The 18,863-nt window shown below is 60.4% G+C and carries 18 protein-coding genes; 8 read left to right on the forward strand and 10 right to left on the reverse strand.

Features of this window, described 5'->3' with window-relative positions; all coding sequences use genetic code 11:
* Positions 1-4 precede the first annotated feature (4 nt).
* The 6 genes from ABVR31_RS19460 to ABVR31_RS19485 form a co-directional block, all read right to left on the reverse strand.
* Positions 5-1,120 carry a M20 family metallopeptidase gene (locus ABVR31_RS19460; RefSeq protein WP_371221424.1) on the reverse strand — a complete coding sequence of 372 codons (1,116 nt, stop codon included), beginning with the start codon at positions 1,118-1,120 and terminating at the stop codon, positions 5-7.
* Positions 1,120-1,875, reverse strand: coding sequence for a glutamine amidotransferase (locus ABVR31_RS19465; RefSeq protein ID WP_136547742.1), 756 nt, complete (start codon positions 1,873-1,875; stop codon positions 1,120-1,122). Before ABVR31_RS19465 ends, ABVR31_RS19460 begins: the two co-directional genes overlap by 1 nt.
* Before the next feature lie 14 nt (positions 1,876-1,889).
* The gene (locus tag ABVR31_RS19470) at positions 1,890-2,969 is read right to left on the reverse strand and encodes a phosphotriesterase (protein ID WP_371221423.1); all 1,080 of its coding nucleotides are present in this window, start codon (positions 2,967-2,969) and stop codon (positions 1,890-1,892) included.
* Positions 2,970-2,972: 3 nt separating this feature from the next.
* Positions 2,973-3,974 carry an ABC transporter permease gene (locus tag ABVR31_RS19475; RefSeq protein WP_164861075.1) on the reverse strand — a complete coding sequence of 334 codons (1,002 nt, stop codon included), beginning with the start codon at positions 3,972-3,974 and terminating at the stop codon, positions 2,973-2,975.
* A gap of 18 nt (positions 3,975-3,992) precedes the next feature.
* Complete coding sequence (locus tag ABVR31_RS19480) at positions 3,993-4,739, reverse strand: ATP-binding cassette domain-containing protein (protein WP_021509459.1); 747 nt, start codon at positions 4,737-4,739, stop codon at positions 3,993-3,995.
* Between the two features lie 360 nt (positions 4,740-5,099).
* Positions 5,100-6,137, reverse strand: coding sequence for a LacI family DNA-binding transcriptional regulator (locus ABVR31_RS19485; protein WP_371221422.1), 1,038 nt, complete (start codon positions 6,135-6,137; stop codon positions 5,100-5,102).
* Between the two features lie 340 nt (positions 6,138-6,477).
* Here ABVR31_RS19485 and ABVR31_RS19490 point away from each other — a divergent pair, with 340 nt between their 5' ends.
* Positions 6,478-7,428 carry a substrate-binding domain-containing protein gene (locus tag ABVR31_RS19490; RefSeq protein ID WP_371221421.1) on the forward strand — a complete coding sequence of 317 codons (951 nt, stop codon included), beginning with the start codon at positions 6,478-6,480 and terminating at the stop codon, positions 7,426-7,428.
* Between the two features lie 35 nt (positions 7,429-7,463).
* On the opposite strand, the gene ABVR31_RS19495 is transcribed toward ABVR31_RS19490, so the two are convergent.
* The gene (locus tag ABVR31_RS19495) at positions 7,464-8,327 is read right to left on the reverse strand and encodes a PfkB family carbohydrate kinase (protein WP_372774165.1); all 864 of its coding nucleotides are present in this window, start codon (positions 8,325-8,327) and stop codon (positions 7,464-7,466) included.
* Positions 8,328-8,354: 27 nt separating this feature from the next.
* Between ABVR31_RS19495 and ABVR31_RS19500 the strand changes: the two genes are divergently transcribed.
* From ABVR31_RS19500 to ABVR31_RS19530, 7 genes are read left to right on the forward strand one after another with little or no spacing between them, the layout of a single operon-like run.
* The gene (locus ABVR31_RS19500; RefSeq protein WP_288425110.1) at positions 8,355-9,200 is read left to right on the forward strand and encodes a BtpA/SgcQ family protein; all 846 of its coding nucleotides are present in this window, start codon (positions 8,355-8,357) and stop codon (positions 9,198-9,200) included.
* On the forward strand, positions 9,200-9,856 hold the full coding sequence (locus ABVR31_RS19505) for a TenA family protein (protein WP_372774167.1): 657 nt from the start codon (positions 9,200-9,202) through the stop codon (positions 9,854-9,856). Before ABVR31_RS19500 ends, ABVR31_RS19505 begins: the two co-directional genes overlap by 1 nt.
* Positions 9,849-10,616, forward strand: a complete 768-nt coding sequence (locus tag ABVR31_RS19510; RefSeq protein ID WP_104093608.1) for an ATP-binding cassette domain-containing protein — start codon at positions 9,849-9,851, stop codon at positions 10,614-10,616. Before ABVR31_RS19505 ends, ABVR31_RS19510 begins: the two co-directional genes overlap by 8 nt.
* A gap of 24 nt (positions 10,617-10,640) precedes the next feature.
* Complete coding sequence (locus ABVR31_RS19515; protein WP_058758760.1) at positions 10,641-11,612, forward strand: autoinducer 2 ABC transporter substrate-binding protein; 972 nt, start codon at positions 10,641-10,643, stop codon at positions 11,610-11,612.
* A gap of 11 nt (positions 11,613-11,623) precedes the next feature.
* Entirely contained in the window at positions 11,624-12,565 is a 942-nt protein-coding gene (locus ABVR31_RS19520; protein ID WP_315657104.1) for an ABC transporter permease, read from the forward strand.
* Positions 12,562-13,506, forward strand: coding sequence for an ABC transporter permease (locus tag ABVR31_RS19525; protein ID WP_058775026.1), 945 nt, complete (start codon positions 12,562-12,564; stop codon positions 13,504-13,506). Before ABVR31_RS19520 ends, ABVR31_RS19525 begins: the two co-directional genes overlap by 4 nt.
* A 3-nt stretch (positions 13,507-13,509) precedes the next feature.
* Entirely contained in the window at positions 13,510-14,844 is a 1,335-nt protein-coding gene (locus ABVR31_RS19530) for a M20 family metallopeptidase (RefSeq protein ID WP_058758757.1), read from the forward strand.
* 145 nt (positions 14,845-14,989) lie between these two features.
* On the opposite strand, the gene paoC is transcribed toward ABVR31_RS19530, so the two are convergent.
* Genes paoC through paoA form a run of 3 tightly spaced genes read right to left on the reverse strand, consistent with a single transcriptional unit; the run spans position 14,990 to position 18,749 of the window.
* Positions 14,990-17,179 carry an aldehyde oxidoreductase molybdenum-binding subunit PaoC gene (paoC, locus tag ABVR31_RS19535; RefSeq protein ID WP_372774170.1) on the reverse strand — a complete coding sequence of 730 codons (2,190 nt, stop codon included), beginning with the start codon at positions 17,177-17,179 and terminating at the stop codon, positions 14,990-14,992.
* Positions 17,176-18,132 (reverse strand): xanthine dehydrogenase family protein subunit M, encoded by a 957-nt coding sequence (locus ABVR31_RS19540; protein WP_371221417.1) that lies wholly within the window; start codon positions 18,130-18,132, stop codon positions 17,176-17,178. The genes paoC and ABVR31_RS19540 overlap by 4 nt, the downstream gene beginning before the upstream one ends.
* Positions 18,129-18,749, reverse strand: coding sequence for an aldehyde dehydrogenase iron-sulfur subunit PaoA (gene paoA / locus ABVR31_RS19545; RefSeq protein WP_021509446.1), 621 nt, complete (start codon positions 18,747-18,749; stop codon positions 18,129-18,131). Before paoA ends, ABVR31_RS19540 begins: the two co-directional genes overlap by 4 nt.
* Between the last annotated feature and the right edge of the window lie 114 nt (positions 18,750-18,863).

Raw genomic sequence — 18,863 nt, forward strand, 5'->3', positions numbered from 1 at the left:
GCACTCAGCGCATCCATTCAGCGATGAGCTGCCCGTAAATCTGCTCAGCCTCGCTCAGACGGCTCACCAGGCAGTATTCATCAGTCTGATGCGCCTGCGTCGGCTCACCGGGACCGAGAATAATGCAGGGCAGATCGCCGAGCGCCGGCATCAGCAGTGAGGCATCGGTAAAATAGGGCACGATGCGCGCTTCCGCAGGTTGCTGCGTCACGGCTTCGCAGGCACGGTACACCGACTGAATCCACTGGTGCCGTTCCGGGGTCAGCACCGCTGGCAGATCGACCAGCGTGCTGATGTGCACGCTGTCACCGAGAAAGGTCGCCAGCTGCTGGCGAATCACCGCGTGTTGCAGGTTGGGCGCGCTGCGGATATCCACATCAAACGCGGCGCGGTCAGGCACCGAGTTGATGTTGAGGCCGCCCTCAATGCGGCCGACGTTCAGCGTCGGCTGTTTCATCAGCGGATGCGGCGCGCCCGGTGAAAAGTGACGAATTTTACCCAGCGCATCAGCCGCCAGGTAGATGGCGTTGATACCCAGCTCCGGCATGGCTCCGTGCGCGGTTTTGCCACGCGTTTCGCAGCGCAGCCACAGCGCGCCTTTGTGGCCGATCACCGGCTGGTTGGCGGTCGGCTCGCCCACGATCAGCGCGCCAATTTCAGGCAACTGCCCGGCCGCGATCAGCGCCTGCGCACCATGGCAGCCGGTCTCTTCACCGCCGGTCAGCAGCAGTACCACGCCGCGCCCGGCAGCAATCGCCGCTTTATGCTGCACGCAGGCCAGCACAAACGCCGCTACCGCCGCTTTCATATCGCTGGCGCCGCGCCCGTAGAGCCGGTCGCCATCAATGTCGTGACCAAACGGATCAAACTGCCACGGCTGATTACCCAGCGGCACGGTGTCCAGATGGCCGGTAAAGGCCAGCGGTTTGCCCGGCATCTGGCCCGGCAGGCGGGCGATCAGGTTGGCGCGCTGCTCGCCAAACCCCGTCAGTTCGACAACGAAGCCCTGCTCTTGTAGCCACGCGGCGAGGAATTGCACACAGGCCAGCTCATTGCCCGGTGGATTGATGGTGTCAAAGCTCAGCAGCTGCTGCGCCAGAGGCAGTGAGCGCGCTGGCATCAGTCACGCTCCGTCAGCCAGTCGAGGCAGTTGATCCACAGCTGGCGATAGCCCGGCCAGCGGCTGAACTCTTCCGGCAGCCAGTGAGCTGACATGTCACTGGTCCACACCAGCGAGCGGCCTTGCTGATATTCGCGCACCGCCAGCAGCGGATGGCCGGTGCCCGCCACGGTGGCCAGCAGCGTGCCTTCCGGCTGCATCTCCACTTCGTTGTAACCGAGCAGCCACGGCCAGTCGCCGGGAAGATCGGTAACCACTTTGTGTGACATTGTCACCTCGGCGTAACTGCCCTCCGGCGTTTCGATGCGGTCATCCCAGGCCAGACAGCGCACCGGCAGCACTTTCTCCACCAGCGTATTGCGATAGCGTGCGCCACCGTTAATCCCCTGAAAACTGTAATAACCGCCCACCATCATCAATGCGCCACCCGCGGCAACATAGTCGTGAATCAGCGCCAGGCGATTGGGCGTACGCCGGCTTTTCAGCCAGGTGTCCGGATGCAGCAGCAGGGTATTGGCACCGATATCGGACAGAATAATCACGTCCCAGCGCTGCAAATCCTCCAGCGTCTGCGGAAAATCAGTGGCGGCGGCGTGAGCCGGCATATGCGTGACGGCATAGGTGCTATCCTGCAGCGCAGCGAGAAAATCCGCCGCACCGCTGTGCCAGGTGGCGGTAGCAAACTGATCAAAGCCTTTTACGTGCGTTGCGGTACTGGTCCAGGATTCACCGACCAGCAAGACGTTCTTTTGCATGCCAACTTCTCCGTTTATCCGCCAAACACCCGTTGCGGATTAGTGATCATCAGGGTTTCGAGTTGTTCGCCGCTGACGCCATGACGTTTCAGGCGCGGCACAAAATGTTTGAGGATGTAGCCATAGCCGTGACCGCCGTAACGCGTCAGCATGGTTTTCAGGAATACGTCCTGGGACAGCAAAATCTGCGGCAGATAACCGTCGTCGATCAGTGCGCAAATGGCGCGCGCGTTCTCCTCATCGGACGGTGACTGCGCCGATTCGTCGGCGTAGTAGTAGCTCATGCCGATCATGTCGTATTCGAGGAACACGCCGCGATCCGCCAGCTCGCGCTGGTAGGTTTTGTCGGCAAAGCTGGGGTTCATGTGACATAGCACGGTGTGGCGCAGATCGGCACCTTCCTGCGCCAGAATATCCAGCACCTTATGGCCGAGCCGCTCCCAGCCCGGCAGATGCACCTGAATCGGCACGCCGGTGGCCGCGCTGGCGCGCCCGGCGGCACGCAGCGATTTTTCTTCATCGGACGTGAAGCGGCTGGATATGCCGATTTCACCGATCAGCCCGGCCAGCACCTCCGGCTTCTCCGGCAGTCCGCCGAGGTCGTAAATCAGCTTGTCGGTCAGCTGTTCCACGCTGATGGTTTTTACCCACTCGGGATGCGACGGCTCCAGATACAGACCGGTGCCCATCACAATATTCAGGCCGGTGAGACGGGCAATGCGCTGCAGCGCTTTACCATCGCGGCCGATGCCGATATTGGTCGGATCGATCACCGTTTCGCCGCCCAGCGCGCGGTATTTCATTAGCTCTTCAATTGCGGTGTCGACGTCAAACAGCTGGCAGTTGTCGCGACTCATCAGCGGGTTGAGCGACAGCTCGCCGAGGTTCTCGATGCGCACCGGCATTTCAGCAATGTGGCGGTCGCTACAGCAGCAGGGCGGCACCCATTTACCGGAGGCATCCAGTAAAATGTGCTCGTGCATCAGCGTGACGCCCATCTCCGCCACCGGCAGCGGACCGAGCACCGTCATCACCTGACCGCTGCTGACGCCGAGCGGCAACGGATCCGCATGGCGAAAAATTGATCCTTTCATGGGCTATCCTTTGGCGGGCGCGCGGCTCGGGTTGAGAATGCGGGTGTTGAGCCAGATGGCGAGCAAAATGATGGTGCCGGTGGCGATCTGGGTATAAAACGGTGAGATATGCGATAAAATCAGGCCGTTCTGGATAATGGCAATCGACAGCGCGCCGAGCAGCGTACCGATCACGGTTCCAAAGCCGCCAAACAGGCTGGTACTGCCCAGCACCACCGCCGCAATCACCTGCAGTTCAAAACCTTCGCCCTGGTTAGAGGAGCCGCTGCCGAGGCGCGCGGTGATGATCATGCCAGCCAGCGCCGCCGCCATGCCGCTGAGAATGTACACTTTCATGGTCACCGCTTTGGTATTGATACCGCTGCGGCGTGCACCTTCCGCGTTGGCACCGATGGCGGTGACGTAGCGGCCAAAGCGCAGGTGATTAAGCACAATGTGACCAGCCAGCAGCACCACGATGCCGATCAGCGCCGGCATGGGAATCCCCAGCACCCAGGCGCGACCCATAAAGGTGAACAGGCTGTCAGCCGGCACCGGGATCGAATAGCCCTGCGTCACCAGCAGCGCGATGCCGCGCACCACTGCCAGCGTGGCCAGTGTGACGATAAATGCCGGTATCCCTTCCCAGGCGATAAAGAAGCCGTTGATGGCGCCCACCAGCGCACCGAGCAGCAGCCCGCCAATCAGCACCACCGGCCACGGCAGGCCCCAGTTATTGAGCGCAATGGCCGACAGCGCGCCCACCAGCGCCAGCGTTGAGCCGACCGACAAATCGATGCCGCCGGTAGTAATCACCAGCGTCATCGCGGTGGCGACGATCAGCAGCGGCGCACTTTGCCGGATGATATTCAGCCAGTTGGTACTGGTAAGAAAGTTGCTGGTGATCAGCGAAAACACCACGCAGCAAAAGACAAAAAACAGCGCGATGCTCACCACACCCGAATGGTTATGCAACAAGCGGCGCGGCAGAGAGTGCTGGATCATGCGTGAACTGCCTAAATTCATGATGCTCATCCTGTTACCTCAGTGTGCTGCCGCGGACTGCGCGGTAAATTTCTCACCTACGATCAGGTTGACGATATCGCTCAGGCTGGTGTCCGCCACACGGCGGTCGGCCACGTTGGTGCCCTCGTACATCACCATGATGCGATCGCACACCAGGAACAGATCCTGCAGCCGATGGGTGATGAGGATCACGCTGACGCCGCGCGCCGACACGCGGCGAATCAGTTCCAGCACCGCTTCGACTTCCGCTACCGCCAGCGCGGCAGTGGGTTCATCCATAATCAGCACTTTAGGATCGAACGCGGCGGCACGGGCGATAGCAATGGCCTGACGCTGCCCGCCGGAGAGGTTACGCACCAGCAGACGGGTATCGGGAATCGAGATGCCCAGACCTTTCAGCATCTCACGCGCCTGCGCATGCATTGTGGCCTGATCGAGAAACGGCACGCCGAGGATACGTCTGGTCGGTTCGCGGCCCATGAACAGGTTACCGGCCACGTCGACCGTGTCGCACAGCGACAGATCCTGATAAACCATTTCGATATGGCAACGGCGCGAATCCGCCGGATTGCTGAAGTGCTGCTGCTCGCCATCAATGCGGATCGCGCCGCTGGTAGGGATCACCGCGCCGGACAGCACTTTGGTCAGCGTCGATTTGCCGGCGCCGTTGTCGCCCACCAGACCGAGCACTTCACCGGGGGCCAGCTGCAGATTGACGCCGCGCAGAGAACGAATTGAGCCGTAGGTTTTGGTGATGTTAATCATCTCCACCCGGGCCGGAAGAGCTTGTAATTGCTGCATTGGATCACTCCCATCAACGCCTGTGGGAAATGTTTAGCCGGTCGGGAAAAAGAGGCTATCTGACACGATTTACAATCTAGTAAACCGGTTTACCTGTCAGATAAACCCTTAATTCACAGCAACAGGGTAAACGCTACAATGATATTTACTCGCCAGGTATGACATTGCAGCATCCATGCCAGCCTGAATAACATGCACTGCACTCGCGGCTAACTTGTTGTAATACATCGTATGTTATGTAATCAGCAAGTAAACCGGTTTACTCACTATACCGCTAACGGAAAAAATCGCTCACTTTTTGCGCCATGATTGTGCAGTTTTGCCTCATTTTGGGACATCGCTAACAAATCCCACCGAATCGCGACCGATCCATTCCACCGGTAAACGTGTCTCCATCGGGATGCTGCTGTCGTTGTTGAGCAGGCGCAGCATAATGCTTACCGCCGTGTGGCCCAGCTGGCGCGCTGGCTGGCGGATGGTGGAGATCCGCGGCTGGGTCAGATCGCTGTAGTTGGCGTCATCGAAGCCGACCAGCGACAGCGCCGCCGGTGCCTGCAGGCCGATGGCGCGCAGACCGTCGAGCAGTCCCAGCACCAGATAGTCACTGGCGGCGAACACAGCGGTAGGGCGCGGCGTGCAGCGGAACAGGTGCTGCAACGCCTGCTGACCAAATTCGCGTTCGTAGTTGCCATACATCACCCATTGCGGCGGTACGATTAAACCGGCCTGCTGCATCGCGGTGCAAAAGCCAAGATAGCGTTCGCGCACGCTCATCAGCTGCTCCGGGCCGCCGATAAACGCTATCTGCGTGTGCCCGGCGGCGATCAGCTGCTCGGTGGCCATGCGGCCACCCTGCACGTTATCCGCAAAGACCTTCGGCACGTTACTGCCGGGAATGTCTTCATCCAGCAAAACCACATGGCGCTGCCGCTGGATCTCGTCGCGCAGCAGGCCGTTGTCCGGCCGGTTGGTGGTGAACAGCAGGCCATCCACCTGGCGCGTATCCAGCCAGCGGATAAACTGCGCCTCTTTGTCCGGATTGTTGCGCGTGATGCACAGCACCAGACTGTAACCGTGTGCCGACGCCGCTTCTTCGGCGGCATCCGCCAGTTCGGCAAAAAACGGGTTAGTGATATCCGGCAGCACCAGACCCAGGGTTTCGCTGCCGCCTTTGCTTAAACGCCGCGCAAGAGAATTACCGCGATAGTCCAGCGTGCGGATCGCGCTTTCAATGCGGTCAACGGTGTCCTGCGGCAGCACAATACTGTGATTCAGATAGCGTGACACCGTGGCTTTTGACAGGCCAGCCAGCTTTGCCACGTCAGATAACAACACGCGTTTTGTACTCATCCATTTCGCCATGTTTGCCGGGGTGGCTTATCTGTAACACAGTTAAGCGCGACTAATACAGCGCTTTCCCGATTGCGTCGCTGGAGAAATAAACACTTGACAAAAAAATTCGTCGGGCGAATTGTATAAAGCGTTTACCGCAGTACCGGGATTAACTTCCCAACCCGACATTGTTTTTTTCACCCCGCACTCCCAGTGGATGGGATGCCGAAAAAGACGACGCCGGCGGCATCAAAACACGGCATTATCGCCGTGCTCAGAATCATTGAACTGATATTTACCTGCCAAAAAAAACGCTCAGCGGTACGTCGCTGAGAAGCGCTGGTTATTATTATTCCCGACGAGGAACTCAATGATGTCATCTTTCAACGGAAAACTGCGTTCACTGTTCATTGCGAGTGGTTTACTCGCCGCAGGTTCATTATGCGTTCAGGCTCATGCCGCACCCACTTATGCGTTAGTCCAGATTAATCAGCAGGCGCTGTTTTTTAACCTGATGAATCAGGGTGCGCAGGAAGCGGCCAAAGCCAGCGGTAAACAGCTGGTGATTTATAACGCCAACGATAATCCCGTGGCGCAAAACGATGCGATTGAAAACTATATTCAGCAGGGAGTGAAAGGCATTCTGGTGGATGCAATTGATGTCAACGGTATTATGCCAGCGATAAAAGAAGCCGCAGCGGCGAATATTCCGGTGATTGCGATTGATGCCGTATTACCTGCCGGTCCGCAGGCAGCGCAGGTGGGCGTAGATAACCTCGAAGGTGGAAAAATCCTCGGTAAATACTTTGTCGATTATGTTGCGAAAGAGATGGACGGTAAAGCGCGACTGGGAATTGTCGGCGCGCTCAATTCGGCCATCCAGAACCAGCGCCAGAAAGGCTTTGAAGAGACGATTAAAAGCAACAGCCAGATAACGGTCGCCGATGTGGTCGATGGCCAGAATATTCAGGACAACGCCATGACCGCTGCCGAAAACCTGATTACCGGCAACCCGGATCTCACCGCGATCTATGCCACCGGCGAGCCGGCGCTGCTGGGTGCCATTGCCGCAGTAGAAAACCAGGGGCGGCAGAAGGACATCAAGGTATTCGGCTGGGATCTGACGGCAAAAGCCATCAGCGGCATTGACGGTGGCTACGTTACCGCCGTGCTGCAGCAGGATCCGAAGAAAATGGGTGAAGAAGCGCTGAAAGCGCTGAATAGCCTGACGGCCGGCAAAACTGTGAGCAAAACCATTCTGGTTCCGGCCACGGTGGTGACCAAAGCCAACGTCGACAGCTACCGTTCGCTGTTTAAGTAACCGCCAGGCGCAGACGCAAACGTCTGCGCCCAGGCTTAGCGCTGCGCCAGAATACGTTGTAATTCATCAGCATCAGGAAACGCGTTCAGCGTGCCGGTGCGACTGACGGTAATCGCCGCCGCCGCGCTGGCATGCTGCAGCGCCAGCAGGTCGGGCGCGACGCCGCGCAGCAGGGCAGACGCCAGCAGCACGGCGAGGAAGGTGTCACCGGCGCCGGTGGTATCGACGGCCGCGACGTTGATCGCCGGGCAGTACACGCGCTGATTGCCACGCATCAGCAGCGCACCGGCGGCACCCTGAGTAATCACCAGTGTGTTAACGCCGGTGGGTTGCAGCAGATCGGCTTCCGGTTGATTGACCACCGCGATGTCAATCAGTGGCCAGAGATCGGCGAAGTCCGGATTGACCGGTGAAGGATTAAATACCGTGGTTAAGCCGTGCGCCTTTGCCCAGCTAAATAACCGGCGGGTTTTATCCGCAGAAAAATTGCCCTGCTGCAGCAGAATATCGCCGGCTGCGGCATCGGCTAAGTAAGCCAGGATAATATCGGCTGCCAGCGCGTCGGCCGCGGCGGTGGTAGTAATAATGGCATTATCGCCATCGCTGCTATTAAAAATAATTGAGGTGTCACTGTGAGCAGACAAAAACTGAGGCGGCAGCAAGGTTAATGTTTCGTGCCGGATGCGTTCGCGGATCCACTGGCCGTTAATATCATCGCCGGTGGCGCTAATTAAGCGCGTATCGATGCCGCAACGCGAAAGTATGATTGCCTGATTGGCACCTTTGCCACCGATATCCTGCGCAATTTTTTTGCCATGAATTGAGGCGCCTTTTTCAGGGAGTTGATCGATGGACCAGGTTTCATCCACCACAATATTGCCTGCAACATAGACACGCATAGTTTTCTCGTTAATAAGGTGAAAGAGATGGCTTCTATATCAGCAGAAAAAAGTAACGCGATACAAGATATTTTTTCACGCAGTAAAGCGGTGATTGGGGTTATTCACTGCGATGCCTTTCCCGGCTCGCCGAAATACCGTGGTAAACCGGTGAGTGAAATTATCGATTGCGCCCTGCGCGATGCGGATAATTATCTCGCTGGCGGCGTGCACGGTTTAATCGTTGAGAATCATGGCGATATTCCCTTTGCCAAGCCTGAGGATATTGGCCCGGAAACGGCGGCATTAATGGCGGTGATTACCGATAAAATTCGCGAGCGTTTTGCTGCACCGCTGGGAATTAACGTGCTGGCCAATGCGGCAATCCCGGCAATTGCCACGGCATTAGCCGGTGGGGCAGATTTTGTGCGCGTTAACCAGTGGGCCAATGCCTATATCGCCAATGAAGGTTTTATCGAAGGGGCAGCCGCTAAAGCGCTGCGCTATCGCAATCAACTGCGGGCCGATCATATCCGCGTATTTGCCGATAGCCATGTTAAACACGGCAGCCACGCCATTGTCGCCGACCGCTCGATTCAGGAGCTGACGCGTGACGTCGACTTCTTCGAAGCCGATGCGGTGATCGCCACCGGCCAGCGCACCGGCGACAGCGCCACGCTGAGTGAAATCGACGAAATCCGCGCCGCAACGGCCTTGCCGCTGCTGGTGGGCTCAGGCGTAACGCCGGACAACGTCTGCCAGATCCTTGGCCGCACGCAGGGGGTGATTGTCGCCAGCACGCTGAAAGTTGATGGCGTGTGGTGGAACCCGGTGGAACTGGCGCGCGTGAAGCACTTCATGGCGGTGGCGCAGGCTGCGCTGGAGGAGGCGTGATGGAAAGCTTCAGCGATCGGCTGCTGACGCAGCATCAGGCGCTATGGCAGGCGATGCAGCAGCACCGCTTTGTCATCGACATTGAGCACGATCGGCTGCCGGCCAGCGTGTTTAATCGCTATCTGGTGTTTGAGGGTAACTTCGTCGCCACCGCCATCGCTATTTTTGCGCTGGCGGTGAGCAAGGCGCCCGGCATTCGTCAGCAGCGCTGGCTGATTGGCGTGCTCAATGCGCTGGTGGATAAGCAAATCGCCTGGTTTGAGGCGGTGCTGGCGCGGCGCGGCATTCAGCCGGCGGATTATCCGGACGATCTGCCCGGCGTCAGCGCATTCCGCGATGGCATGCTGAAAGTCGCGCAGCAGGGCAGCTACACGGAAATCATCACCCTGATGTTCGGTGCCGAGTGGATGTATTACCACTGGTGCCTGCGCGTCAGCGCGCAACCGCAGCAGGACGCTGACGTGCGCCGCTGGGTAGAGATGCATGCTGAAGACGAATTTCATAAGCAGGCGCAGTGGCTGAAAACCGAACTGGACCAGTGCGCACTGACGCTCAGCGCGGCGCAACAGGCGCAGCTGTCACAGCTTTACGCCCGCGTACTGCAGTGGGAGATCGATTTCCACAGCGCGGCTTACCCGGAGAGCGCCCATGACTAGCTGTTTCATCGAAGCGCGCAACATCGGCAAACGCTTCGGCGCGTTAACAGCGCTTAGCCAGGTCAATCTGTCGATCCATCGTGGCGAAGTGCTGGCGCTGCTGGGTGACAACGGCGCGGGCAAATCGACCTTTACCAAAGTGTTATCCGGCGCGTACAGCGCCAGTGATGGCGAGCTGTGGGTGGACGGCAGGGCGGTGAAATTCACCTCGCCGCGCCAGGCCGCCGATCACGGTATTGCCACCATCTATCAGGAGCTGGCGCTGGCAGAGAATCTGTCGATCGCCGAGAACGTGTTTCTTGGCCGCGAGCTGAAGCGCCGCGTGCTCGGCATCCCTTTTCTGCGCCGCCGCGCGATGCGCGAAACGGTGGATCGACTGCTGACCGAACTCGATGCGCACATTTCCGATGCCGAAGCGGCGGTTGGCAGTCTGTCCGGTGGTCAGCGCCAGGCGGTGGCGATCTGCCGCGCACTCAATCTCAACGCGCAGCTGGTGATCATGGATGAACCCACCGCCGCGCTGGCGGTCGCGGAGACGCAGAAAGTCCTGCAGCTGACGCGCCGCCTGGCGGAACGCGGCTGCGCCGTGGTGCTGATCAGCCACAACATCAGCGATGTGTTTGCCGTGGCCGATCGCATGGTGGTGTTTCGTCGCGGCCGCAAAATCGCCGAGCGCCGTCACGCGGATACCACGCCAGACGAAATTGTTGCACTCATTACCGGTGCGCATCCTGATGCGCGCATTTTCGAAAACACCTAAGCACTCACACCAGGGGAAATCATCATGCATCGCATTGCTACTGCTGTTTGTTCGCTGTCGCTGCTGGTATCGGGTTACGCCTTCGCGGCACAAAAGGTGGCCTTCGTGCCGCAAATCATCGGTATTCCCTATTTTCAGGCGATGGAGGCGGGCGGCAAGCGCGCCGCGCACGATCTCGGCGTGGAGTTTGTCTATAGCGGTCCGGTAGATACCAATCCGATGGATCAGCTGCAGATCGTGCAGAACCTGATTGCGCAGAAGGTCAATGCGATTGGCATCAGCGTGCTGGATGCCTCCAGTATTGCGCCGGTGATGGCGCAGGCGCAGGCGAGTAATGTGCATCTGTTCACCAGCGACAGCGATGCGCCCGACAGCGGGCGGCCGGTCTATGTGGCGCAGGCCACCGATGAGGGACTGGGCGATACGGTGATCGATGAGATGGTCAAACGCGTCGGCGAGCGCGGCAAAATTGGCATCGTCTCTGGCGAAGCTACCGCGTCCAACCTCAACAGCTGGATTGGCTTTATGCAGCAGCGGGTGAAAAGCAAATATCCGCACATTACGCTGCTCAAACCCCAGTACGCCGGTGGCTCCGCCAGCCGCGCGGCGCAAATCACCACCGATTTGATGTCCGCTAACCCCGATCTGAAAGGGGTGATTGCCATGGCCTCTACAACCTGTCCGGGCGTGGCGCAGGCCATCGAAACCGCTGGCAAAAACGGCAAGGTGATTGGCAGCGGTTTCTGCAGCCCGAACACCGCGCGCGCCTACCTGAAAAGCGGGGCGTTTGGCTACACCGTGCTGTGGGACCCGGAAAAGCTTGGCTATCTGACGGTGTGGGCGGGCAAACAGCTGATCGACGGGAAAGCGTTTGCTGCCGAAAATCACGTTCCCGGCTTCGCTCAACCGGTGACCTTTGACAGCAAAACCGGTGTGCTGCTGCTCGGCAAGCCGGCGGTGTTCACCAAAGATAACGTCGACCAGTTCAAATTCTGACGAGGCCTGTGATGCATATGACTTCGCGGGAAATCGTCCTGCTGGCGATCGCCGTGCTGGCTGGCGCCTGCTTTACGTGGTTTTCGCCGTGGTTTGCTACCGCTGACAACCTGCTGACCATTCTGCGCAACAGCAGCGAACTGCTGTTGATCGCGCTGGGTATGACGCTGGTCATCGCCATGGGCGGCGTCGATGTGTCGGTGGGCGTGGTGATGGGCGTGGCCGCGTGGGGTGTCGGACAACTGCTGATGCTGCAATCCCCGCTGCTGGCGGCGCTGGCCGGACCGCTTATTGGCCTGCTGGCAGGGCTGATCACCGCGCTGGTGGTGGTGATCGGCCGCATTCCGGCAATTGTTGGCACGCTGGGGCTGTTCGGCGTCTGGCGCACGGCGCTGTTTGTGTTGCTGGGCGGGCAGTGGCTTTCCGGTCTGCCGGGCGATCTGACGCATGCGCTGATGCGGCCGCTGCTGGGATTGCCGCTAATGGCCTGGCTGATTGTCGCGGCCTGGGCGCTGGTGTGGCTGGCGCTGCGCCATACGCCGTACGGGTTATGGCTGCTGGCAGCCGGCAACTCCGAAGAAAAAGCGCGGCTGGCGGGCATTCCGGTGACCCAGGTGCGTGTCGCGACCTTTGCTCTCAGCGGCGTGCTATGCGGCCTGGCCGCCACCTGCTACATCGCCACCTATCGTAACGTGGAGATGACCGTCGGCGGCACGCTGGCACTGGAGGCGATTGCCGCGGTGGTGCTGGGCGGCACGCGCATTACCGGCGGCTCCTGCAGTCTGCTCGGCACGCTGCTCGGCGTGCTGCTGTTGCGCATTCTGCAAAATGGCCTGCTGCTGATTGGCGTACCCTCGCTGTGGCAAACCGTGGTCATCGGGGCGGTGCTGTTGCTGGTGCTGAGCAGTGAAGCAGCCAGTGGGCGGCTGTTATCGCTAAGGAGGCTGGCATGAAACTGTGGCGCAAAGCCCCCGATCTGACGCTGCTGCTGGCGCTGTGGCTGTTGCTGCTGGGTGCCATCGCGATTGTGCTTCCGCAGATGCTGGCGGCATGGTCGCTGACCTCCATCCTGCAGTTTGCCACGCTGCTGTCGCTGGTGGCGCTCGGGCAGTCGCTGGTGGTGATGACTGGCGGCGGCGGCATTGATTTGTCGGTTGGCGGTAACGTTTCGCTCTCGGCGGTCATTGGCATGCTGGCACTCGATCAGGGCATTGCGCCCGGCTGGCTGCCGCTGATTTGCCTGCTAAGCGGCAGCCTGGCCGGCGCGCTGAACGGCCTGCTGGTGGCGCGCTTACGCCTCTGGCCGCTGATCGTTACGCTGGGCAGTTTTTATCTGTTTTCCGGCCTGGCGCTGGCATTGACCGGTGGTGCGGCGCTGGCCGGCGTGCCGCCGCTGCTGACGCAGTGGGGCCGGGCGGCCATGCTGTCCGTTCCGTTGCCTTTCTTAACCTGTGTCATCCCGGCGTTTCTGCTGGCGTGGCTGATCCTCAGCAACAGCGCGTGGGGCAAATGGATCTACGCCTGCGGCTTCAATGAGCACGCTACGCGGCTGGTGGGCATTCCGGTCGATCGTCTGCGGCTGCTGGTTTACTGCCTGAGCGGCGCGCTCGCCGGCTGCGCCGGTTTTATTTCCCTGTGCTGGCTCGGCAGCGCCCGCCCGGAAATTGGCGTCAATCTTGAGCTGGAGTCGCTGACCGCCGCGCTGCTGGGTGGCGTGGCGATCTTTGGCGGGCGCGGCAGCGTAGCTGGCGTTCTCGCCGCCGCGCTGATGCTGGTCACCCTCAAAACCTGCATGTTGCAGCTGGGGCTGAACAGCGTGTGGCAACTGGGCGTGGTGGGCATGCTGTTAATCATGGTGTTAATGGCACAACGACTTTTTATCTATCGGAGATAACACATGAGTCTGACTGAAAAAATTAGCGCACACGTCGATGCCAGCGCGCAGCGTATCGCGCAGACATTATGCGACCTGCTGGCGTTTCCCTCAGTGGTAAAGGTCGATCCGCGCGAGGCCGGGCCAGGCGAGCGCGACTGCCAGCGCTATCTGCAGCAGCGGCTGATGGCGCTGGGCATGGACACCGATCTGTGGGATCCGGATGGCCCGGCGCTGTACCAGAAGTATCAGGGCCGCCCGGGCGCCAATAAAGGCCGCACCTTCGAAGGCCGTCCTAATCTGGGCGGCACCCTGAGCGGATCCGGTGGCGGCAGGTCGCTGATGCTTACCGGCCATATTGACGTGGTACCACCGGGTCCGGCTGAGCACTGGCACAGCGATCCATTTGTGCCGGAGATCCGCAACGAGGCGGTGTATGGTCGCGGTGCGGTGGACATGAAAGGCGGCGTGGCCTGCATGCTGATGGCGGTGGAGCTGCTGCAGGATCTCAACGTGCAGCTGGCCGGCGACGTGGTATTCACCACGGTAGTGGATGAAGAGATCGGCGGCATGGGCTCGCTGGCAATGGTGGATCGCGGCTTCAAAGCCGATGCCGGTATCATGACGGAGCCCACTGCCAATCGCATCGCGCCGATTTGCCACGGCATTTTGTGGGCGCGCATCATCCTCGATGGCATCGGCGGTCATGCGGAATTAACGCCGAACAGCTGGGACAGCAGCGGTCCGGTTGATGCCGTGATGTTGTGTCGCCAGATGCTGGACGGGCTCGATGTGCTGAACCGCCGCTGGCAGACGCAGCCCGACAAAAACCATCCACTCATGGATCTGCCCAACCAGATTATCGTGACGCAGCTGAAAGTGGGCGAGCACCCGGCGTCAATTGCCGGCCGTGCCGAGATCGTCATAGACGTGCAGTATCTGCCGGCAGAAAAGGATGAGATGGGGCTGGGCGGTAAGGTAAAACAGGAGATTGAGGCGCACGTGGCGAAGGTGTGCGCGCTGGATCCTTACCTGGCAAAGCATCCGGCGCGCGTGGAATGGATACTGGACGCCGACTGCGCCGAGATCCCGGCCGATCATCCTTTTGTCAGCGCTTTTCAGCAGGGCGTGAGTGACGCGGCACTGAGCCCGCAGCTGGCCGGCTTTGGTGCCCACAGCGACATTGGCCTGCCCAGCACGCTGGGCCAGACGCCGACGGTCAACTTTGGTCCCGGCGATCCGGCGCTGTCGCATCAGCCTAACGAACATGTGCCGATTGCCGATCTGGTGGCCTGTACCAAAGCCATTGCGCTGACGCTGGTGCACTGGTGCGGGCTGGCTAAGGAAGCGGGGCGCTGAGAGCATTAACCACCGCAGTGACGCTGGCCGCAGAGGGCCGGCGTCATGCGTTAGCGCATTCTGTCACTGAGCAGTCCTGACGGCTTAGCCACTTACGCTTTTCCACCCTCCGCCAGCCAGCATGCACTGGCGGAGGGGACCTGCATTACGGCTGATCGGGCAGCGCGGCGAGTAACTTATCCAGCGTCACCGGATAGTCTCTCACTCGTACGCCGGTGGCATTGTAGACCGCATTAACCAGCGCGGCACCGACGCCACACAGCCCCAGTTCACCGACGCCTTTGGCTTTCATCGGCGAAGAGACCGGATCGGTATCATCGAGGAAAATCACCTCCTGCTCGGGCACATCGGCGTGTACCGGCACTTCATAGCCTGCCATGTCGTGATTGACGAAGTAGCCGAGCCGGGTGTCCACCGCCAGCTCCTCCATCAGCGCGGCGCCGAGGCCCATGGTCATCGCGCCGATCACCTGACTGCGCGCGGTTTTGGGGTTGAGAATGCGCCCTGCAGCACACACCGCCAGCATGCGCCGCACGCGCACTTCGCCGGTGGCGCTATCGACCGCCACTTCGACAAAATGACCGGCAAAGGTGGATTGCTGGAAGGTTTTGTCCAGATCGCCGAATTCCATGGTCTCTTCCGCCATCAGCGGACCCGCCGCAGTGAGTGGCAGGCGCTGCCCGCTGGCGTGAATGTGCCCATCGGCAAACTCTGCGCTTTCCGCATCCAGACCCAACTGTGCGGCAACCTTCTCGCGTAGCCGGACGCAGGCCGCATACACCCCGGCCGTGGAGGTATTGGCTCCCCACTGGCCACCCGAACCCGCCGAAACAGGAAACGCCGAATCGCCGAGCCGCACGCTGACCTGCTCAATCGGCACGCCCATCATCTCGGCTGCCGTCTGGGCGATGATGGTATAGCTGCCGGTGCCGATATCGGTCATGTCGGTTTCGACGGTGATTGTGCCTTGCGCATCCAGCTGCACGCGCGCGGCGGAGGGTGCCAGCAGGTTGTTACGGAAACCGGCTGCCACGCCCATGCCCACCAGCCAGCGCCCCTCGCGCCGCTGCCCGGGTTGGGCACAGCGCTCCGCCCAGCCAAATTTGCTGGCGCCGGTGCGCAGGCATTGCACCAGCTGGCGGCGTGAAAAGAAGCGCTCCGGATGCAGTGGATCGACCTGTGTATCATTGATGATGCGAAACTCTACCGGGTCGATACCGGCGATGGCGGCCATTTCATCCATGGCAATCTCCAGCGCCATCAGACCGGGTGCTTCACCCGGCGCACGCATCGCGTTGCCCTCGGGAAGATCGAGTTCGGCGAGGCGCAGCCCGGTAAGCCGATTGGCGGCGGCGTAGAGTAATTCAGTCTGCTGCACCGCAGTTTCCGGCGTTCCGCCCGGCAGATTACCGGACCAGCTTTCATGGGCAATGGCGGTGAGATGGCCATGCGCATCGGTAGCTAATCGGATGCGCTGCCGCGTTGCTGGCCGGTGCGTGGTGTTGTTGGGGATCATCGGGCGTGGCACCATCACTTTCACCGCGCGTCCCACGGCGCGCGCACCCAGAGCCGCCAGCAGCGCATCGCTTCGTAGAAACAGTTTGCTGCCGAAGCCACCGCCGACGTAAGGAGAGAGCACGCGCACCTTTTCCATCGGCATGTCGAGCGTGTGCGCCAGGTCGGTGTGGCACCAGTTAATCATCTGATTCGAGGTCCAGACCGTCAGGTGATCGTCCTGCCACAGCGCCATGGAAGCGTGCGGTTCCATTGCCATATGGCTTTGATCGGGCGTGGTGTAGGTGGCGTCCAGCGTAAAGGCTGCGCTGTGCAGGGCAGCATCGACGTCGCCCAGTGTTTTATCCGGCTCACCTTCGGGTGACGTTGTCACCTCTGGCTGGGCCGCTTCAAGATCGTAAGCTCCCGTTTCAGCCTGGCAGTTAACCTTAACCAGCTGCGCGGCGGCACGTGCCTGCTCAAAGGTCTCCGCCACCACCAGCGCCACGGCCTGGTGATAGTGTTCGATTTTATTATTCGCCAGCAGCGTCGCGGTATTGCGCTCTGCCTTGTTGAGCTTGCCGGCGGTTGCTCCGGTGACGATGCCGAGCACGCCCGGTGCCTGTGCTGCGGCGTGGGTGTCAATCGAGAGAATATTGCCTTTGGCAACTGGCGCGCCGACCACATAACCGTAGGCCGCATCCGGTGCTTCAGCGTGCCATTCATAGGCGTAATGCGCCGAGCCGGTGGTTTTTAACGGCCCGTCGATGCGCGCCAGCGGCTGGCCGACGACGCGCTGCCGATCGATAGGATTGGCGGTTGCTGGTGTGTCAAATTTCATGCGTTGCTCCTCGCTTCCGCGATCGCTGAGGCGAGCGTGCGCTGCGCCAGCAACAATTTGTATCGGTTGGCTTCAGTGGGACGTGCATCAGCAAACAGCACATCGCAGACCGCCTGCGCCCCGTGAGGAAGTTCAGCATCCGCCGCCGCGCTGCGCCACGGCTGATGGGCCACGCCGCCGACGGCCACCCGGCCGCCACCCTCAGGCAGGATAACCGCTGCTACTGAGACCAGCGCAAAGGCGTAAGAAGCGCGATCGCGCACCTTACGGTAAATGTGCGTGCCACCCAGCGGTGCAGGCAGGGTAACCGCGACGATCAGCTCACCCGGCTGCAGCACGGTTTCGATATGCGGCGTGTCGCCCGGTGCGCAGTAGAATTCAGCGATGGGAATAGCGCGCTGGCTGCCATCAGGGCTGACGGTTTCAATCACCGCATCCAGCACTCGCATCGCCACCGCCATATCGCTGGGATGGGTGGCAATACAGGCTTCGCTGACCCCCACCACCGCATGCTGGCGGCTGAATCCTTCGCGTGCGGCACAGCCCGTACCCGGCTGACGCTTATTACAGGGTTGATTAACATCATAAAAATAGGGACAGCGCGTGCGCTGCAGCAGGTTGCCAGCGGTGGTGGCCTGATTGCGCAGCTGGCCTGAAGCACCCGCCACCAGCGCGCGCGTCAGCACGGCATAGTCGCGCCGGATGCGCGCATCTGCCGCCAGATCGGTATTGCGCACCAGCGCACCAATACGTAAGCCGCCCTCGGCGGTGGGTTCAATGCTGTCCAGCGCCAGTCCGTTAACATCAATCAGGTGCGACGGGGTTTCAATTTCCAGCTTCATCAAATCGAGCAGATTGGTACCGCCGGCGATAAAGCGTGCGCCCGGATGCTGCATCGCGCTGCTGGCGGCCTGTGCAGGCGTCGCAGCCCGTTCAAAGGTAAAGGCTCTCATGCTTTCTGGCCTCCGGCGTACTCTTCAATGGCGGCAAGAATGTTGGCATAGGCGCCGCAGCGGCAGATGTTGCCGCTCATGCGTTCACGAATCTCTTCATCGCTCAGCGCTGGCGCGGCGGTCAGATCGCCCGTGACATGGCTGGGAATGCCCGCCGCAATTTCCTGGAGCACCGCCAGCGAGGAACAAATTTGCCCCGGCGTGCAGTAGCCGCACTGATAGCCGTCGTGGCGGATAAAGGCGGACTGCAGCGGATGCAGATCATCCGGCGTGCCGACGCCTTCAATGGTGGTCACTTCGGCATCCTGCTGCATCACCGCGAGAGTGAGGCAGGCGTTGATGCGCCGGCCGTTGACCAGCACGGTACAGGCACCGCACTGACCGTGATCGCAGCCTTTTTTGGTGCCGGTCAGGTGTAAATGTTCGCGCAGCGCGTCCAGCAGCGTGGTACGGGTATCCACGTTAAGCTGCTGAGGTTCGCCGTTCACCTGCAGCGTGACCGGCACCGTGACGGGGGCCGGCGCGGCGGAACCGGCACCGGCTGTCAGCCGGGCTCGCTCTGTCTCTTCCTGCTGCGGTGAATACCGCTGCGTCTTCTCATCGCGTGGGTTGCTCATGCCTTTGCCTCCGGACAAGTGGCGAAATGAAATCTCAATGACACCGATTTTTATAAGGTTTTGGAAAACTTTAAGCATAGACGTCAATACGCAGACGACCATGCGGCAGGGCAA

Origin of the sequence: Pantoea sp. WEP, assembly GCF_041678305.1 — a bacterium.
GTDB lineage: Bacteria > Pseudomonadota > Gammaproteobacteria > Enterobacterales > Enterobacteriaceae > Pantoea > Pantoea dispersa.

Excerpts from the sequence above, each read along its gene's own strand:
- ABVR31_RS19510 (WP_104093608.1), top strand. The coding sequence starts at position 9,849 with ATGACTAGCTGTTTCATCGAAGCGCGCAACATCGGCAAACGCTTCGGC.
- ABVR31_RS19460 (WP_371221424.1), bottom strand. The coding sequence starts at position 1,120 with ATGCCAGCGCGCTCACTGCCTCTGGCGCAGCAGCTGCTGAGCTTTGAC.
- ABVR31_RS19530 (WP_058758757.1), top strand. The coding sequence starts at position 13,510 with ATGAGTCTGACTGAAAAAATTAGCGCACACGTCGATGCCAGCGCGCAG.
- ABVR31_RS19525 (WP_058775026.1), top strand. The coding sequence starts at position 12,562 with ATGAAACTGTGGCGCAAAGCCCCCGATCTGACGCTGCTGCTGGCGCTG.
- ABVR31_RS19500 (WP_288425110.1), top strand. The coding sequence starts at position 8,355 with ATGGCTTCTATATCAGCAGAAAAAAGTAACGCGATACAAGATATTTTT.
- paoA (WP_021509446.1), bottom strand. The coding sequence starts at position 18,749 with ATGAGCAACCCACGCGATGAGAAGACGCAGCGGTATTCACCGCAGCAG.
- ABVR31_RS19475 (WP_164861075.1), bottom strand. The coding sequence starts at position 3,974 with ATGAATTTAGGCAGTTCACGCATGATCCAGCACTCTCTGCCGCGCCGC.
- ABVR31_RS19520 (WP_315657104.1), top strand. The coding sequence starts at position 11,624 with ATGCATATGACTTCGCGGGAAATCGTCCTGCTGGCGATCGCCGTGCTG.
- paoC (WP_372774170.1), bottom strand. The coding sequence starts at position 17,179 with ATGAAATTTGACACACCAGCAACCGCCAATCCTATCGATCGGCAGCGC.
- ABVR31_RS19465 (WP_136547742.1), bottom strand. The coding sequence starts at position 1,875 with ATGCAAAAGAACGTCTTGCTGGTCGGTGAATCCTGGACCAGTACCGCA.
- ABVR31_RS19480 (WP_021509459.1), bottom strand. The coding sequence starts at position 4,739 with ATGATTAACATCACCAAAACCTACGGCTCAATTCGTTCTCTGCGCGGC.
- ABVR31_RS19490 (WP_371221421.1), top strand. The coding sequence starts at position 6,478 with ATGATGTCATCTTTCAACGGAAAACTGCGTTCACTGTTCATTGCGAGT.
- ABVR31_RS19515 (WP_058758760.1), top strand. The coding sequence starts at position 10,641 with ATGCATCGCATTGCTACTGCTGTTTGTTCGCTGTCGCTGCTGGTATCG.
- ABVR31_RS19485 (WP_371221422.1), bottom strand. The coding sequence starts at position 6,137 with ATGGCGAAATGGATGAGTACAAAACGCGTGTTGTTATCTGACGTGGCA.
- ABVR31_RS19505 (WP_372774167.1), top strand. The coding sequence starts at position 9,200 with ATGGAAAGCTTCAGCGATCGGCTGCTGACGCAGCATCAGGCGCTATGG.
- ABVR31_RS19495 (WP_372774165.1), bottom strand. The coding sequence starts at position 8,327 with ATGCGTGTCTATGTTGCAGGCAATATTGTGGTGGATGAAACCTGGTCC.
- ABVR31_RS19540 (WP_371221417.1), bottom strand. The coding sequence starts at position 18,132 with ATGAGAGCCTTTACCTTTGAACGGGCTGCGACGCCTGCACAGGCCGCC.
- ABVR31_RS19470 (WP_371221423.1), bottom strand. The coding sequence starts at position 2,969 with ATGAAAGGATCAATTTTTCGCCATGCGGATCCGTTGCCGCTCGGCGTC.